Here is a 16,239-nt window from a genome sequence, read left to right on the forward strand (position 1 = left end):
GGGGAGCCGCTAGAATCGGCCGACCCCTGAGCGGCGTTCCTGCATGTTCGTACGCGTGTTGTTCCTGCTGCTGCTCGCGATGAACGTCGGTGTCGCGAGCTGGCTGTATTTCTCGCCGCCGCGCGCCGAGCAGGAAGTCGCGCCGACCGACGTCGGCATCACGCGGCTGGAACTCCTGGCCGAGCGCGAACGGCCGGGCGACGCGGCCAGCGCCGAGCTGACCGAGGCGCCTCCGGCCAGCGACGCGCCCGACCAGTGCCGCAGCATCGGCCCGTTCGCGACCCAGGCCGACATGCGCGCAGCCATGAACAAGCTCTCGCCGCGCGCGCGGCGCATCCAGTACCGCGAAGCGCGCACGACGCAGCCGCGCGGCTACTGGGTGTTCGTGCCGGCCATGGCCTCGCGCGAGCAGGCGCTCGGCGTTGCGCGCCAGCTCTCGGCCAAGGGCGTGCGCGACTACTACGTCGTCACGGCCGGCGACCAGCAGAACACGATCTCGCTCGGCCTGTTCCGCGAACAGGCCAATGCCGAGCGCCGTCGCGCCGAGATCGCCGCGCTGGGCTTCACGCCGCAGCTGCTGCAGCGCACCGAGGACCTGCCGGTGTACTGGATCGATTTCGCCGAAGACCCGCAGCGCCCCGTGGGCTGGCGGGCTCAGCTGCCGGACCTCGTCGATCTCAAGGAACAGCCGGTCGCCTGTTTCTGAGGCCGGGAAAAAGGGAAGAACGGAGAAATGAGCCCGGCAGGCGCAAGTGGCCGGCGGCGCAGGCAATTCGGTCGACCCGTTTCTCGCTCCTCATCCCCTCTTTCCTCGTGCCGTGAGCCTGCTCTCTTGCGGCCGGTCCGGGCTGTTGGCACTCTTGCCCGCCTTCAACCTGTCCGGACGCTGAACTTTCGCGGCTCGCCGCGGTCAGCGTCAGGCCACTGCCCCTATCCCGAGGAATCGCGATGTTCAAGAAGCTCACCCTGGCCCTCGCTCTCGCGGCGGCGTCGTTCACGACCCTGGCTGCCGACGATGCGAAGGAGAAGAAGGTCGTCAGCGACGCGATCCTCTCGCTGGTGCCGCAGGCCAAGATCGATTCGGTGACGAAGTCCAGCCTGCCCGGTTTTTACGAAGTCGTGACCGGCGGCCAGGTCGTCTACGTCAGCGCCGACGGCAAGTACCTGCTGCAGGGAAGCCTGTTCGACATGGCGTCGAAGAAAGATCTGACCGAGGCGCGTCTCGGCGGCATCCGCAAGGAACTCGTCGATCAGGTGCCGAAGTCCAAGCGCATCGTGTTCGCGCCGAAGGATCCGAAGTACACGGTCACGGTGTTCACCGACATCGACTGCGGCTACTGCCGCAAGCTGCATCACGACATCGCCAAGTACAACGAGCAGGGCATCTCGATCGAGTACCTCTGGTTCCCGCGCTCGGGTCCGGGCACGCCGTCGTTCGACAAGGCCGTCTCGGTCTGGTGTGCGACCGACCGCAATAAAGCCTTCACCGACGCGAAGTCGGGCACCGATCCGAAGAACGCGACCTGCGAAAACCCGATCGCCGAGGAATTCGAGCTCGGTCGCCGCGTCGGCATCAACGGCACGCCGACCGTGATCGCGCCGGACGGCACGCAGATCGGCGGCTACCTGGCGCCCGAAGCGATGCGTCAGCGCCTCGACAGCCTCGCTTCGACGAAGTAAGCGGCTGAATTTCCAGGTTTGTTCGACGGCGGCTGCGGCGACGCAGCCGCCGTTTTCGTGTCCGCGGCCGGTTCCGGCGGCGATGGCGAGAGGCGGACGGCAGCGGTTATCATGCGCGCCCTTCTGAGAACCCCGCTCCGGAACGGCCTTAGCATGATCGTCCTCGACGGGCAAAGCGCCCTGTCTGCCTTCCGTCTCGACCGCCTGAATCGCCAATTGGCCGAAACGGCAGCCGGTGCCCGCGTCACCGCCGCGCGACATGTCTATCTGCTCGCCGCGTCGGTCGCGCCCGATGACGCGACGCGCCAGCGTCTCGCCCAGGTGCTCGAGGCGCGCGTCGACGCCGCCCGGCCCGCCAGTCTCTGGATCGTGCCGCGGTTCGGCACGATTTCGCCGTGGTCGAGCAAGGCCACCGACATCCTGCAGGGCTGCGGCTTCGCGGTGGAGCGCGTCGAGCGCGGCATGGCACTGGAGATCGCGAACCTGCCGGCCGCCGGCACGCCGGCGCACGACGCGCTGATCGGCGTGCTGCACGATCCGATGACGCAGTCGGTGCTGACGTCGCTGGCCGATGCCGAGCATCTGTTCCTCGCCGGCGCGCCCGGCGACCTCGGCCGCGTTGCGCTCGGCGCCGATGCCCAGGCCTCGCTGGCCGATGCGAACCGCCGCCTCGGCCTCGCGCTTGCGCCCGACGAAATCGACTATCTCGCCGAGCGCTATGCGGAACTCGGCCGCGATCCGAGCGATGCCGAACTCATGATGTTCGCGCAGGCGAACTCGGAGCACTGCCGGCACAAGGTCTTCAACGCGAGCTGGAACGTCGACGGCGAGGCGCAGCCGCAGTCGCTGTTCGCGATGATCAAGAACACGCACAAGGTGTCGCCGGCGCACACGCTGTCGGCCTACGCCGACAATGCCGCTGTGATCGAGGGCAGCGAAGGGCAGCGCTTCTTCGCCGACGCCGACGGGGTCTACCGCGCGCATGCCGAGCGCATCGACTACGCGATCAAGGTCGAGACCCACAATCATCCGACGGCGATCGCGCCGTTTCCGGGCGCGTCGACGGGCTCGGGCGGCGAAATCCGCGACGAAGGCGCGACCGGCCGCGGCGGCAAGCCGAAGGCCGGCCTGACCGGATTCTCGGTGTCGCACCTGCGCATTCCGGGCCTGCCGCGCCCCTGGGAAACCGAACGGCCGCTGCCGCCGCGCATGGCGAGCGCGTTCGAGATCATGCGCGACGGGCCGATCGGTGCCGCGTCGTTCAACAACGAATTCGGCCGCCCCGCGCTGGGCGGCTATTTCCGCAGCTTCGAGCAGGAGACCGGCCTGCCGGGCCTGCGCCGCGGCTACGACAAGCCGATCATGATCGCAGGCGGCCTCGCCAATCTGCGTTCGCAACATGTGGAAAAGCGCGCACTGCGGGACGGCGACGCGGTCGTCGTGCTCGGCGGCCCGGCCATGCTGATCGGCCTCGGCGGCGGTGCGGCCTCGTCGGTCGCCTCGGGCACGAGTTCGGCGGAACTCGATTTCGCCTCGGTGCAGCGCGACAACCCGGAAATGGAACGCCGCTGCCAGGAGGTCATCGACCACTGCTGGCAGCTCGGGGAGGCCAATCCGATCGTCACCGTGCACGACGTCGGCGCGGGCGGTCTGTCCAACGCGATTCCCGAACTGCTGCACGATTCCGGCGTCGGCGGGCGCATCGACCTGGCCAAGGTTCCCTGCGCCGATCCGACGCTTTCGCCGATGCAGCTGTGGTGCAACGAATCGCAGGAGCGCTACGTGCTCGGCGTGCGGCCGGAGGACGTCGCGCGCTTCGAGGCGATCTGCGTGCGCGAGCGCTGCCCGTATGCCGTCGTCGGCACGGCCACTGCCGCGGAACATCTGATGGTCGGCTACGGCGTCGACACCACGACGCCGGTCGGCACGGGCGCGGCGATCGATTTTCCGATGGATGTGCTGTTCGGCAAGCCGCCGAAGATGCATCGCGACGCCAAGCGCAAGGCGCCGCGCGTCGATCTCGTCTCCGACTGCCTCGGCATCAATCTCAACGAAGCGCTGCAGCGCGTGCTGCAGTTTCCGGCGGTCGCGTCGAAGTCGTTCCTGATCACGATCGGCGACCGCAGCGTCGGCGGTCTGTGCTCGCGCGACCAGATGGTCGGCCCGTGGCAGGTGCCGGTCGCCGACTGCGCGGTCACGCTGGCGGATTTCGACGGCTATGCCGGTGAAGCGATGGCCATGGGCGAGCGCACGCCGCTCGCGGCGCTGTCCTCGGCCGATGCGGCGCGCATGGCGGTCGGCGAAGCGCTGACGAATCTGGCTGCCGCGCCGATCGCCGATCTCGGCGAAGTGCGGCTGTCGGCGAACTGGATGGCCGCGGCGAATTTCCCGCACCAGGACGCCGCGCTGTTCGATGCGGTGCGCGCGATCGGCATGGAGCTGTGCCCGGCGCTCGGCATCTCGATTCCGGTCGGCAAGGACTCCCTGTCGATGCAGACGGTCTGGCACGACGGCGAGCGCGAGCAGAAGACGATCGCGCCCGTGTCGCTGATCGTCACCGCGTTCGCGCGCGTCGGCGACGTGCGCCGCTCGCTGACACCGCAGCTGCGCCTGGACAAGGGCGAGACCGAACTCTGGCTCATCGACCTCGGCGGCGGACGCAACCGCCTCGGCGGCTCGGCGCTGATGCAGGTGTTCAATCGCTCCGGCGGCGTGCCGCCGGATCTCGACGATGCCGCGCGCTTCAAGAATTTCTTCGCCTGCATCCAGCAGGCGAATGCCGACGGCCTGCTGCTCGCCTATCACGACCGCTCCGACGGCGGCGTGCTCGTGACCCTGATCGAAATGGCATTCGCGGGTCACTGCGGCCTGTCGATCGGCCTGGACGGCTGGGCGGAAAACACGTTGCGCGCGCTGTTCTGCGAAGAACTCGGCGCGGTCGTGCAGATCCGCCGCGATGACGCGGCCGCGTTCAAGGCGCTGCTCGACCGCTTCGGGCTCGCCGACATCGCGCACATGGTCGCGCGCCCCAAGGAAAAGCCGCAGATCAGCCTGCGCCTCGGCGACGATTCGCTGGGCCGCTGGGACTGCGGCGATCTCATGCGGACCTGGTCGCAGACCAGCCATGCGATGCAGCGCCTGCGCGACAACCCGCTGCTCGCCGACAGCGAACTCGACTGGCGCTGCGACGGCGACGATCCGGGGATCACGCCGAAGCTCACGTTCGATCCGTCCGAGGACGTCGCCGCGCCGTTCATCGCGCGCGGCGCGCGCCCGCGCATCGCGGTGCTGCGCGACCAGGGCGTCAACGGCCAGATCGAGATGGCGGCGGCGTTCACGCGCGCCGGCTTCGAGGCCGTCGACGTGCACATGTCCGACCTGCAGAGCGGCCGGCGCAAGCTCGACGATTTCCAGGGTCTCGCGGCCTGCGGCGGCTTTTCCTACGGCGACGTGCTCGGTGCCGGCCGCGGCTGGGCGACCTCGATCCTGTTCAATCCGACGTTGCGCGCGCAGTTCGCCGCGTTCTTCGCCGACCCGGCGCGCTTCGCGCTCGGCGTCTGCAACGGCTGCCAGATGCTCGCGAACCTCAAGGAGATCATCCCGGGCGCCGACTACTGGCCGAAATTCCGCCGCAACGCGTCGGAACAGTACGAAGCGCGCTTCGTCACGCTCGAAGTCATGGAATCGCCGTCGATCCTGCTGCGCGGCATGGCCGGTTCGCGCATTCCGGTCGTCGTCGCGCACGGCGAAGGCCATGCGGAATTCGCGCAGGGCAGCGACTACAGCCGCGTGCAGCCGTGCCTGCGTTTCGTCGACAACCGCGGCCGCGCGACCGAAACGTTTCCGCTCAATTCCAACGGTTCGGTCGGCGGCCTGACCGGCCTGACCGCGGCCGACGGACGCGTGACGGCCATGATGCCGCATCCCGAGCGCGTGCATCGCAGCGTGCAGATGAGCTGGCGTCCCGACACCTGGGGCGAGGACTCGCCGTGGATGCGCATGTTCCGCAACGCGCGCGCCTGGGTGGGATGAAGCTCAGTCCGCTCAAGCGCTTCCTGCTGGCGGCCCTCGCGTGGCTGCCGGCCTGCTTTGCGCTCTGGTGGTGGGTTTCGGGGTTGACCGTGAAGGTGCCGGTCTGGCTCGCCGGACTCGGGTTGACGACGTTCTGGCCTGAACTCGTCGCGAGCGTCAGCCAGGGGTTCGACAACGGCGGCATGCCGATCATGGACGTGCTGACCAAGATCGCGGTCAGCGACGCCGGCCCCGACGGCAAGATGGCGACCGGCTTTCTGGAAGCGACCGTGCGGCCGTTGATCTACGGCTATTCGCTGCCGCTGTTCTTCGGGCTCTGCCTCGCGACGCCGCAGGACGAGGAGCGTCGCTGGGGGCAGTACGTGCTGGGGTGCGCGGCAATCTGGCTCGCCCAGGCTTTCGGCATCGCCGCCGATGCGTTGAAGACGCTCGCGCTGGGCTCGGGGCCGGAAGCCGCGGCCGCCGTCGCGGCGGCGGGGCTCAACGTGAATGTGATTGCCCTTTGCTACCAGTTCGGCTATCTGATCCTGCCGACCGTGGTGCCGGCCGCGCTCTGGCTCGCGCTCAACCGCCCGTTCATCGAAGCACTGACGGGGCGCCGTTTTGGGGAACCCGGCGGCAGCAGCGCCGGTCGAAACGCCGCCTCCTAGGAAAGAAGTCATGTCTGCCGTCGAAATGCAGGAAGTCGAGCCCGCTCTCGACGCCGTTGTCGCGAACCTGGACGAGCGCATCTGCGCGTTCCTCGTCAAGAAAGGCCGCCTGAAGGAGGCCGATCTCGTCCGCGCGCGGCGCGTGCACGAGGAGTCCGACAGCGAATCGCTGGTCAACCTGCTGACGAAGCTCGGCCTCGTGTCCGAACGCGACATGGCCGAGTCGATGGCCGAACTCCTGAAGCTGCCGCTGCTCGGCGCCAAGGACTTCCCCGAGTCGCCGCCGCCGAACGTCGCGCTGTCCGTGCGTTTCCTCAAGCAGCATCACGTCGTGCCGGTCAGCGAGAGCGAGACCGAAGTCGGCCTGCTCGTCGCCGATCCGGCCGAGTCCTACGCGGCGCAGGCGGTCGAGCTGGCAACCTCGAAAAAGGTCACGCTGCAGATCGGCATGCGTTCGGAAATCGACGATCTGATCGAGCGCTACTACGGCCAGGGCCGTTCGGCCATGGGCACGATCGTCGAGACCTTGTCCGACGACGCGGCGCGCGGCGAGGACGACATCGAACACCTGCGCGACCTCGCGTCCGAAGCGCCGGTCATCCGCCTCGTCAATCTCATCGTCCAGCGCGCGGTCGAACAGCGTGCGTCCGACATCCACATCGAGCCGTTCGAGAGCCGGCTCAAGGTGCGCTATCGCATCGACGGCGTGCTGCACGAAGTCGAGTCGCCGCCGGCGGCGTCGACGGCGGCGGTGATCTCGCGCGTGAAGATCATGGCGAAGCTCAATATCGCCGAGCGCCGCCTGCCGCAGGACGGCCGCATCATGCTGCGCGTGCAGGGCAAGGAACTCGACCTGCGCGTCTCGACGGTGCCCACGTCCTGGGGCGAGTCGGTGGTCATGCGTATCCTCGACCGCGAAAGCGTGGTCTTCGATTTCCACACGCTGGGCTTCACCGACGAATTCCTGCCGCAGTTCATGAAGGTGCTCGAACTGCCGCACGGCATCATGCTCGTGACCGGCCCGACCGGCTCGGGCAAGACGACGACGCTGTACACGGCGCTGTCCAAGCTCAACCAGCCCGACGTCAAGATCATCACGGTCGAAGACCCGGTCGAATACCAGATCGAAGGCATCAACCAGATCCAGGCCAAGCCGCAGATCGGCCTGGACTTCAGCCATGCGCTGCGCTCGATCGTGCGTCAGGACCCGGACATCATCATGATCGGGGAAATGCGCGACCTGGAGACCTGCCGCATCGCGATCCAGTCGGCGCTCACGGGCCATCTCGTGCTGTCGACCCTGCACACGAACAATGCGGCCGGCGGCATCACGCGACTGCTCGACATGGGCGTCGAGGACTATCTGCTGACCTCGACCGTCAACGGCATCCTTGCGCAGCGCCTCGTGCGCCGGCTCGACAAGGCGCATGCGGAAGCCTACACGCCGCTGCCCGAGGTCGTGCGCGAATTCAATCTCGACAAGCTCGGCGGGCCGGGCCCGCTGCAGCTCTACAAGCCGATGCCGAGCGCGAACAATCCGAGCGGCTACTACGGGCGCACGACGATCATGGAATTCATGGTCATGTCCGATCCGCTGCGCCGCCTCGTCATGCAGCACGCCGGCATGGGCGAACTCGAGCAGCAGGCGCGCACCGAAGGCATGCGCACGATGTACGAGGACGGTCTCGTGAAGTCGCTGGCCGGCGTCACGACGATCGAAGAAGTGCTGCGCGTGACCCAGGAAAGCTGAGTCCTTCCGCCGACGACATCCCCACCGACCGGACGCGCCGATACCGATGCCCCTGTTCCGCTACAAAGCCGTAACCCCTGCCGGCGAGACGCTCGAAGGCCAGATGGAGGCCGCGTCCGCCGACGAGGTCATCGCGAAACTGCAGGACGCCGGCAACATTCCGCTCGACGCGCGTGCGGCCGACGCGGGCGAAGGCAGCACGCTGCTCGGCATGCTGACGCGGCGTTCGACGTTCGGCGCGGCGCAGGTCGTCCAGTTCACCCAGCAGCTCGCGACCATGCTCGGCGCGGGCCAGCCGCTCGACCGCGCGCTGCAGATCGTGCTCGACCTGCCCGGCGACGAGAAGGCGCGCCGCATGCTCGAACGCGTGCGCGACACGGTGCGCGGCGGCGCGCCGCTGTCGGATGCGCTCGAAGCCGAGCACGGCGTGTTCTCGCGCCTCTACGTGAACATGGTGCGCGCCGGCGAAGCCGGCGGCTCGCTCGACGAAACGCTGCGCCGGCTCGCCGAATACCTCGAGCGCACGCGCGCGCTGCGCGGCAACGTCATCAACGCGATGATCTATCCCGCGTTCCTGATCGGCATGGTGTTCGCCTCGCTGATGATCCTGCTCGTCTACGTCGTGCCGCAGTTCGTGCCGATGTTCAACGACATGGGCGTGGAAATGCCGCTGATCACGAAGATCGTGTTCGGCCTCGGCACGGTGCTGCAGAAATTCTGGTGGCTGCTGCTGGTGTTGCTGGCGCTAGGCATCGGCTGGCTGCGCAAGCAGTATTCGCAGCCGGAAACGCGGCTCGCGCTCGATCTGCGCCTGCTCGGCGTCAAGGTCGTGGGGGACGTGATCCTCAAGCTCGAAACCGCGCGCCTGACGCGCACGCTGGGAACTTTGCTCAAGAACGGCGTTCCGTTGTTGGGTGCGATGACGATCGCGCGCAACGTCATGAGCAACGCCGCGCTCGCGGAGTCGGTGGCCGCGGCCACGGAAGAGGTCAAGCGCGGCAACGGTCTGGGCTATGCGCTGAGCCAGAGCAAGCGTTTTCCGAAGCTCGCGCTGCAGATGGTCGCCGTCGGCGAGGAATCCGGCGAGCTCGACGGCATGCTGCTCAAGACGGCCGACACGTTCGATCAGGAAGTGAAGAACACGCTGGACCGGCTCCTGGCCGCGCTGGTCCCGGTGGTGACGATCGTGATGACGGTGATGGTGGCGATGATCATGATGGCGATCATCCTGCCGATCATGAATCTGGCCGGTTCGGTCCAATAATTCGGGAGAATGCAATGAAGTATACGTTTGGGCGGTATTCCGCCCCGCGCGGGCAGTCCGGCTTCAGCCTGCTGGAAATGCTGGCGGTGATCGTGCTGATCGGCATCGTCGCCGGCATCGTCGTCAACCAGGTCAGCGACAACGTGACCAAGGGCAAGTACAACGCCGGCAAGGCGCAGGTCGCCAAGCTGTCGATGAGCATCGAGGCCTACGCGCTCGACAACGGCAGCCCGCCGGACAAGCTGCAGGATCTCGTCACGAAGCCGGGCAACGCGCCGAACTGGAAGTCGGCCTATGCGAAGGAATCCGATCTCAAGGATCCGTTCGGCCACGCGTTCGACTACAAGAACCCGGGCGAGCACGGCGACTTCGATCTCGTCTTCCTCGGCAAGGACGGCAAGTCGGGCGGCGACAAGTACAACGCCGACATCGGCAACTGGCAGTAATGGACGATGCGCACGGCGGATCGCGAATCGCGCTGCGGCTCGGCCCGCCGCCACGCGCACGCGGACCTTGAGTCCGCGCGCGGCGCCGTGGCGCGCCGCGTCCGCCGTCGCGCGCCGCGGGCGTCCGCGCAGCGCGGTTTCAGTCTGCTCGAACTGATTGCGGTGATGGTGCTGATCGCGATCGCCGTCACCGTCGCCTCGATCTCGATCAGCAACAGCCTCGGCAGCGCGAAGATCCAGGCCGCGAGCCGCGACCTCGTCGCGGCGCTGCGCTATACGCGCGGCCAGGCCATCGTCAAAGGCGAGCAGAAGACGCTCGACGTCGATCTCGAAGCGATGAGCTACACCGTGCCGGGCAAGTCCGCGGTGAAGTTTCCCGACAAGATCGAAGTGAAGCTGCTGACCGCGCAGAACGAACTGATCCACGAAAAGGCCGGCCGCATCCGCTTCTATCCGGACGGCAGTTCCACCGGCGGGCACGTGTCGATCATCGCCGGCACGCGCGAGTGGCGCGTCAACGTCGGCTGGCTGACCGGCGAAGTCGATCTCGAGGAGCTGAAAGAGCGATGAGCCGCGAAGTCGTCCGCCGTCGCGCCCTGCGCGCGCCCGCGCGCCAGCGCGGCTTCAGTCTTATCGAGCTCGTCGCGGCATTCGTCGTGTTCGCGCTCGGCTTCGGCGTGCTCATGGGCATTCTCTCGGCGTCGATCCGCAATACGCGGCTCGCGGCCGACTACACGCAGGCGGCGCTCTGGGCGCAGTCGCAGCTCGACATCGTCGGCATCGGCGAAAAGCTCGAGCCGGGACGCAAGAGCGGCCGCTTCGACGACCGGTTCCGCTGGGAACTCGACATCCAGAAATACGAGCCGCCGCCGGACGCGAACGCGGCGCCGAAGCCCGACGGCTTCCAGAGCATCGACATGTTCCGTGTCGATCTCGAAGTGCTCTGGGGCGACCGGCGCAGTCCGCGCAGTGCGCACTTCGTTTCGCTGCGATCGGCGAACGCCGAAGCCGGCATCGTCGGCGGCGAGCGTCCCGACGGCACGCTGCCGCAGAATCCACCGAACCGGGGCAGCAAATGACGCGCCTTCCGCGCCGCGCCGCCGGCTTCAGCCTGCTCGAAGTGCTGCTCGCGATCACGCTGCTCGCGATCCTTCTCGCCGGCGCGATGAGCGGCATCCGCGCCGCGACCCGCGCCATGCACGCGGGCGAGCAGAACATCGAGCGCACGAACCGGCTGCGCGTCGCACAGGAGTTCATCCGGCGCGAAATCAGCCGCAGCCTGCCGCTCGCGTTCGGCCAGGAACACGGCAGCGGCGCGAACTTCGTATTCCAGGGCGAAAGCGATTTCGTGCGTTTCGTCGCGCCGATGCCCGGACACCTGAGCCGCGGCGGCCCCTACGTGCAGACGCTCGAACTCGCGCGCGGCCGCAACGGGCTGCAGCTCGTGTTCACCCACAACATGCTCAACGGCTTCGATCTCGACAAGCTCAAGCCCGACGACGGCACGCCGGTGCTGCTGCTCGACGGAATCCGCCGCGGCCGTTTCGAATACCGCAAGTTCGACGACCAGAACGAACTCGAAGACTGGGAAGACGAATGGGAAAACCCGTCGATGCTGCCGGTCATGATGCGCATCGACCTGGAGATGACGCCGGAGTCGGGCCTGGTCTGGCCGACCATGGAGATCCCGCTGATCCTCGACACCAGCGGCGGCGTACGCCTGTTCCAGCAGCGCATGCCGCAGCCCGGCACGGTGCCGCAACCGCCGTCGGCCGGCGGCGCCACGGAGAAAGAATGAACGCGCCGTCGAAGCAGCGCGGCGTCGCGTTCATCATCGTGCTCTGGGTCATCGCGCTCATGAGCATCCTGCTCGGCAGCTTCGCCGTCATCGCGCGCACCGAAAATCTGCAGGCGCGGCATCTGTTCGACGCGACCGCGGCGCGCTACGTCGCCGAAGCCGGCATCCATCGCGCCGTGTTCGAACTGCGCAATCCCGACCCGCTGACGCGCTGGGTCGCCGACGGCCGGCCGTACGAGTTCGAGTTCGACGGTTCGAAGATCGAACTGCGCATGACCGACGACAGCGGCAAGGTCGACATCAACGTCGCCGATGCGGTCATGCTCAAGGCGCTGTTCCAGGCCAGCGGCATCGAGGAACTGCGCGCCGAGGAACTCGCCGACGCGATCGTCGACTGGCGCGACCCCGACGATCTCGCCGGCGTGCACGGTGCCGAGGAATCCGAATACAAATCCGCCGACCTGAAATACTCGCCGCGGAACGCGCCGTTTGAAACGGTGTCGGAGATCCAGCAGGTGCTGGGGATGGATTACGACACCTACCACCTGATCGAAAAGGCCATCACGCTCTATTCCGGCCGCAATCAACCCAGTCCCGCCTATGCGCCGCTCGAAGTGCTGCGCGCGATGCCGGGGATGACCGAGGAACAAGCGCAAATGCTGCTGACCCAGCGCCAGGCGGTGCCGCCTGGTATGCCGTACAACATCACGATGCCGGATGGAACCCCTGTCATGGCGGAGGGTGGGGGGCTCACGTATAGTATCGAGTCCCGCGCCACGCTCCCGAACGGTGCCAGCACTCGGCTGGACGCCACCTTGCGGCTGGGCGGACAAGGCGTGGGCGGCAGGCCGTTCGTGGTCCTGCGCTGGCGCGACGGCGAAGATCAGTAATGGCCATCCAAGACGTGCTCGAACCTCAGCTCGTCCGCTTGCGGGCGCGCTATGCCAAGACACCGCTGCCGCGCTTCTTCGCGTGGTGGGGCGGCGAACTGCTGTCGTTCCTGCCCGCGACCTGGCGCGCGGCCCTGGCCGAGGGCCGCGAGTCGCTGCTGCTCCATGTGGCCGACAGTCAGCTGGTGCTGCGCCGCGAGACCGCGCGCGGCGCGACCGATTTCGGCCAGATCGACCTGACCCAGGACGTCGACGTCCAGCGCGGCGATTTCCAGCGCCTGCGCGCGCGCATCGACGAACCTCAGCTGCGCCAGTTCTTCTGCGTGCCGACGACGCGCGTACTGCGGCGCTCGCTGAATCTGCCGGCCGCCGCCGAAGACAACCTGCGCCAGGTGCTCGGTTTCGAAATGGACCGGCAGACGCCGTTCAAGGCCGACCAGGTGTATTTCGACTACGTCGTACGCGGCCGCGATGCAGCTGGGCGGCAGCTTCAGGTCGATCTCGTCGTGATGCCGCGTGCGGCCTTCGACGAAGAGATTTCTCCGGTCGCGCAGCTCGGCATCCCGCTCGACGGCGTCGACTGCTGGATCGACGGTGCGAGCGGCACGCGCATGGGCGTGAACCTGCTGCCGCCGGACCGGCGGGCGCGGCGCAGCAATCAGCGGCTCTGGCTCAATCTCGGTCTTGCTGCGCTCGTCGTGATCCTCGCACTCGGCGTGATGGCGCGTACCGTCACCAATCGCCAGGCAGCGCTCGAGAACATGACCGCCGAGGTCGAGAAGGCGCAGCAGGAGGCCAAGCAGGTCGCCGGACTGCGCAAGACGCTCGAAGAGACGATCGAGTCGGCGAATTTCCTGACCCAGAAAAAACGCACCGTCGTGCCGGCGATCGAGCTGCTCAAGGACCTGACCGAGCGCCTGCCCGACAGCACGTACCTCGAACGCCTCAACGTGACCGAGGACGGCCGCGTCGAGCTGCAGGGTCTCAGCGATCGTTCCGAAGGCCTCATCGCCGAACTGCAGAAATCCAAGGTGCTCGGCGAACCCGCGTTCCAGGGCGTCGTGCAGCCCGATCCGCGCGTCAAGAAAGACCGCTTTAACCTCGTGGCGCAGCTCAAGCCGCGCGAAGCCGAGCCGGCGAAGCCCGGAAAGGCTGCGAAGGACGGCGGCGACGCCAAGGATGCGCCGGCCGAGCCGGCGGCGGGCAAAGACGCGGCTGCGGCCGAGGCCAAGGAGGGAAGCGCGAATGCGCCTGCTGCCGCAAAAGAATAACGGCCGTCTCATGGCGGTCGTGCTGACGCTGATCGTGCTGCTGCTGGCCTATCTGCTCGGCGTGCACTGGTGGTTCGTCGCCCCGCATCTGGAGATCGCCGGCCAGATGGGCGACCTGCGCGAACAGCAGCAGCGTTTCCAGGAAACGAGCAAGCAGCGCGCCGAGATCGAGAAACGCCTCACCGACGTGCGCAATTTCGAACAGAGCAACCAGGCCTTCCTCAGCCAGGCCGATGCGGCCGGCGCCGCATCCGATCTGATCCAGCGCATGAAGCAGGCGGTGACCGAGCACGGCGGCGATCAGAACCGCTGCCAGGTGCTGACCCATCAGCAGCTGTCCGGCGGCAAGCCCGAGCTCTACGAGAAGGTCACGATCCAGGTGCGCATGCGCTGCGACCTCGAGCCGCTGTCGTCGATCATCTACCAGCTCGAAAGCGGCAAGCCTTACCTGTTCGTCGAACAGCTGATGATCTACAAGCAGAACTACGGCTACGTCGCGCCGGGCCAGAAGCAGCCGCAGCAGAGCGCGCTCGATATCCGCTTCAACCTGTCGGGCTATATGCGCAAGCGCGGAGCGGAGAAGGCATGAACGCGCGTACCGCTCGCCTGATTACGCTGAGCCTTGCGGGCGCCTGCGGCGTCATGGCGCTGGCCGGCGTGCTCGCCTGGATGGGCGCCGGCCGCGGCTATGGCTGGCTGCCCGAGACAGAAGCACCGCCGGTGACCGGCGTCGGCCGCATCGACACGGAAGCCGTCGTCATGCCGCCGGATTCCGAATTCGCCGAAGTGCGCCAGCGGCCGATCTTCAACGACGACCGCAAGCCGACGCCGATCGTCGAAGACGTCAAAGTCGTCGATGCGCCGACCGCGCCGCTGAACATCACGCTGACCGGCATCATCCTGACGCCCGACGTCAAGCTCGCGATGGTCCGCGACAACGGCAAGAACGAAGCCGTGTCGCTGCGCGTCGGCATGCCGCTGCCGGGCGAACAGGCCGGCTGGACGCTGACCGAGATCCGCTCGCGCAGCGTCGTGTTCAAGAATCCGCAGGACGAGACCTCGGAAGTGGAACTTGAGGTCGCTCCCGGACTCACAGTTCCGCCGAGCGCGCGCGCCGTACCCCCGCCGCCGCCGCCCGGCGCCGCTCCCGCCGCCCCGCCGACCGGCAATGCGCCGACGAATGTCCCGGGTCAGCCGCCGCCGGATCGTGCGGCCGAACTGCAACGCCGAATCGAAGAGCGCCGCCGCGAAATGCGCGAGCAGGCCGAGAAGCTGCGCGAGCAGCAGGAACAGGTCAAATGAACGGAGTGCCACCAGTGCGTCTACGTCTGTATCCCCTTTGCCTGGTCGCGCTGCTGGTCGTACTGGGCGGTTGCTCGTCGGCTCCGACGCGGCGCGTGCAGGATGACGGCCGGCCGACTCAGTCCGCTCCGTCCGAAACCCAGGCCGAGAAGGTCCTGACCGGCAAGATGCCGATCGACGACGGCCCGATCGCGCTCAGCGGCAAGAAAGATCCCGCGGCGCAGAAATCGCAGCCGGAAATCGAAAAGGGCACGGCCAAATTCATCAACGAAGCCGCGGCACGCGCGCCGGTCACCGTCACGCCCGATGGCGACGGCCAGCTGACGTTCAACTTCGAGAACCAGCCGATCCAGGCGGTCGCGAAGGCGATCCTCGGCGACCTGCTGCAGCTCAACTACGTAATCGCGCCGGGCGTGCAGGGCAATGTCAGCTTCTCGACGTCCAAGCCGATCAAGTCCGATCAGGCCATGTCGATCCTCGAGATGCTGCTGTCCTGGACCAACAACTCAATGGTCTACAGCGAAGGCCGCTACACGGTGCTGCCGACCAAGGACGCACTGCCCGGCAAGCTCGTGCCGCGGCTGTCGCCGCCGGGCTCCGCCAAGGGCTATGAGGTGCGCCTGTTTCCGCTGCGCTTCGTCTCGCCGAAGGAAATGGAAAAGCTGCTGAAGCCGTACGCGAAGGCCGACGCGTTCGTGTCGGTCGATACGGCGCGCAGCATGCTCGTGCTCGCCGGCACGGCGAGCGAACTCGCCAACTACCAGCGCACGATCGACACCTTCGACGTCGACTGGCTCAAGGGGATGTCGATCGGCGTGTACGCGGTCGTCAACGTCGAAGTCGCCAAGATCATGCCCGAGCTCGACAAGCTGTTCGGCGCGACCGGCGAGTCGCCGATGGCCGGCATGTTCCGTTTCGTGCCGATCGAGCGCACGAATTCGGTCATCGTCATCACGCCGAATCCCGACTATCTCGCGCAGGCCGAGGAATGGCTGCGCCGCCTCGATCAGGGCGGCAGCGAGAACGGTACGCAGCTCTATGTGTACGACGTGAAAAATGTAAAGTCCGTCGATCTCGCCGACCGTCTCAATGAAGTCTTCACCGGCCAGCGCGGCAGCGGCAGCTCGTCGCGCCGCACGAGTTCGCGCGGCGGTGT

General features: G+C 67.3%; 15 protein-coding genes. All 15 read left to right on the forward strand.

From position 1 onward, the window contains the following. Positions 1-43 precede the first annotated feature (43 nt). Complete coding sequence (locus VLF18_RS13035) at positions 44-706, forward strand: SPOR domain-containing protein (RefSeq protein WP_325280063.1); 663 nt, start codon at positions 44-46, stop codon at positions 704-706. A gap of 242 nt (positions 707-948) precedes the next feature. Further along, positions 949-1,680, forward strand: a complete 732-nt coding sequence (locus tag VLF18_RS13040) for a DsbC family protein (protein ID WP_325280064.1) — start codon at positions 949-951, stop codon at positions 1,678-1,680. 153 nt (positions 1,681-1,833) lie between these two features. Further along, entirely contained in the window at positions 1,834-5,712 is a 3,879-nt protein-coding gene (gene purL, locus VLF18_RS13045; protein ID WP_325280065.1) for a phosphoribosylformylglycinamidine synthase, read from the forward strand. Continuing rightward, the gene (locus VLF18_RS13050) at positions 5,709-6,362 is read left to right on the forward strand and encodes an exosortase H-associated membrane protein (RefSeq protein ID WP_325280066.1); all 654 of its coding nucleotides are present in this window, start codon (positions 5,709-5,711) and stop codon (positions 6,360-6,362) included. Before purL ends, VLF18_RS13050 begins: the two co-directional genes overlap by 4 nt. A 10-nt stretch (positions 6,363-6,372) precedes the next feature. Then, positions 6,373-8,112, forward strand: a complete 1,740-nt coding sequence (gene gspE, locus VLF18_RS13055; protein WP_325280067.1) for a type II secretion system ATPase GspE — start codon at positions 6,373-6,375, stop codon at positions 8,110-8,112. Positions 8,113-8,158: 46 nt separating this feature from the next. Further along, positions 8,159-9,376: a type II secretion system F family protein gene (locus VLF18_RS13060; RefSeq protein ID WP_325280068.1), complete on the forward strand. Its 1,218-nt coding sequence runs from the start codon at positions 8,159-8,161 to the stop codon at positions 9,374-9,376. A 14-nt stretch (positions 9,377-9,390) separates the two neighbouring features. Beyond that, complete coding sequence (gspG, locus tag VLF18_RS13065) at positions 9,391-9,822, forward strand: type II secretion system major pseudopilin GspG (protein ID WP_325280069.1); 432 nt, start codon at positions 9,391-9,393, stop codon at positions 9,820-9,822. A gap of 87 nt (positions 9,823-9,909) precedes the next feature. Beyond that, entirely contained in the window at positions 9,910-10,392 is a 483-nt protein-coding gene (locus VLF18_RS13070) for a GspH/FimT family pseudopilin (protein ID WP_325280070.1), read from the forward strand. Beyond that, on the forward strand, positions 10,389-10,901 hold the full coding sequence (locus tag VLF18_RS13075; RefSeq protein ID WP_325280071.1) for a type IV pilus modification PilV family protein: 513 nt from the start codon (positions 10,389-10,391) through the stop codon (positions 10,899-10,901). Before VLF18_RS13070 ends, VLF18_RS13075 begins: the two co-directional genes overlap by 4 nt. After that, entirely contained in the window at positions 10,898-11,620 is a 723-nt protein-coding gene (locus VLF18_RS13080; RefSeq protein ID WP_325280072.1) for a prepilin-type N-terminal cleavage/methylation domain-containing protein, read from the forward strand. The genes VLF18_RS13075 and VLF18_RS13080 overlap by 4 nt, the downstream gene beginning before the upstream one ends. Next, positions 11,617-12,510: a type II secretion system protein GspK gene (locus VLF18_RS13085; protein WP_325280073.1), complete on the forward strand. Its 894-nt coding sequence runs from the start codon at positions 11,617-11,619 to the stop codon at positions 12,508-12,510. Before VLF18_RS13080 ends, VLF18_RS13085 begins: the two co-directional genes overlap by 4 nt. After that, positions 12,510-13,781, forward strand: coding sequence for a PilN domain-containing protein (locus VLF18_RS13090; protein ID WP_325280074.1), 1,272 nt, complete (start codon positions 12,510-12,512; stop codon positions 13,779-13,781). Before VLF18_RS13085 ends, VLF18_RS13090 begins: the two co-directional genes overlap by 1 nt. Next, positions 13,756-14,370, forward strand: a complete 615-nt coding sequence (gene gspM, locus VLF18_RS13095) for a type II secretion system protein GspM (RefSeq protein ID WP_325280075.1) — start codon at positions 13,756-13,758, stop codon at positions 14,368-14,370. The genes VLF18_RS13090 and gspM overlap by 26 nt, the downstream gene beginning before the upstream one ends. Then, on the forward strand, positions 14,367-15,083 hold the full coding sequence (locus tag VLF18_RS13100; protein ID WP_325280076.1) for a type II secretion system protein N: 717 nt from the start codon (positions 14,367-14,369) through the stop codon (positions 15,081-15,083). The genes gspM and VLF18_RS13100 overlap by 4 nt, the downstream gene beginning before the upstream one ends. A 14-nt stretch (positions 15,084-15,097) precedes the next feature. After that, a partial coding sequence (locus VLF18_RS13105; protein WP_325280077.1) for a secretin N-terminal domain-containing protein occupies positions 15,098-16,239 on the forward strand: 1,142 nt, incomplete at its 3' end.

This window comes from Tahibacter sp., from assembly GCF_035481375.1.
In the GTDB taxonomy this organism is placed as follows: domain Bacteria; phylum Pseudomonadota; class Gammaproteobacteria; order Xanthomonadales; family Rhodanobacteraceae; genus Tahibacter.

Coding starts and splice junctions, on each gene's coding strand:
- VLF18_RS13035 (WP_325280063.1), top strand. CDS start 44: ATGTTCGTACGCGTGTTGTTCCTGCTGCTGCTCGCGATGAACGTCGGT.
- VLF18_RS13040 (WP_325280064.1), top strand. CDS start 949: ATGTTCAAGAAGCTCACCCTGGCCCTCGCTCTCGCGGCGGCGTCGTTC.
- purL (WP_325280065.1), top strand. CDS start 1,834: ATGATCGTCCTCGACGGGCAAAGCGCCCTGTCTGCCTTCCGTCTCGAC.
- VLF18_RS13050 (WP_325280066.1), top strand. CDS start 5,709: ATGAAGCTCAGTCCGCTCAAGCGCTTCCTGCTGGCGGCCCTCGCGTGG.
- gspE (WP_325280067.1), top strand. CDS start 6,373: ATGTCTGCCGTCGAAATGCAGGAAGTCGAGCCCGCTCTCGACGCCGTT.
- VLF18_RS13060 (WP_325280068.1), top strand. CDS start 8,159: ATGCCCCTGTTCCGCTACAAAGCCGTAACCCCTGCCGGCGAGACGCTC.
- gspG (WP_325280069.1), top strand. CDS start 9,391: ATGAAGTATACGTTTGGGCGGTATTCCGCCCCGCGCGGGCAGTCCGGC.
- VLF18_RS13075 (WP_325280071.1), top strand. CDS start 10,389: ATGAGCCGCGAAGTCGTCCGCCGTCGCGCCCTGCGCGCGCCCGCGCGC.
- VLF18_RS13080 (WP_325280072.1), top strand. CDS start 10,898: ATGACGCGCCTTCCGCGCCGCGCCGCCGGCTTCAGCCTGCTCGAAGTG.
- VLF18_RS13085 (WP_325280073.1), top strand. CDS start 11,617: ATGAACGCGCCGTCGAAGCAGCGCGGCGTCGCGTTCATCATCGTGCTC.
- VLF18_RS13090 (WP_325280074.1), top strand. CDS start 12,510: ATGGCCATCCAAGACGTGCTCGAACCTCAGCTCGTCCGCTTGCGGGCG.
- gspM (WP_325280075.1), top strand. CDS start 13,756: ATGCGCCTGCTGCCGCAAAAGAATAACGGCCGTCTCATGGCGGTCGTG.
- VLF18_RS13100 (WP_325280076.1), top strand. CDS start 14,367: ATGAACGCGCGTACCGCTCGCCTGATTACGCTGAGCCTTGCGGGCGCC.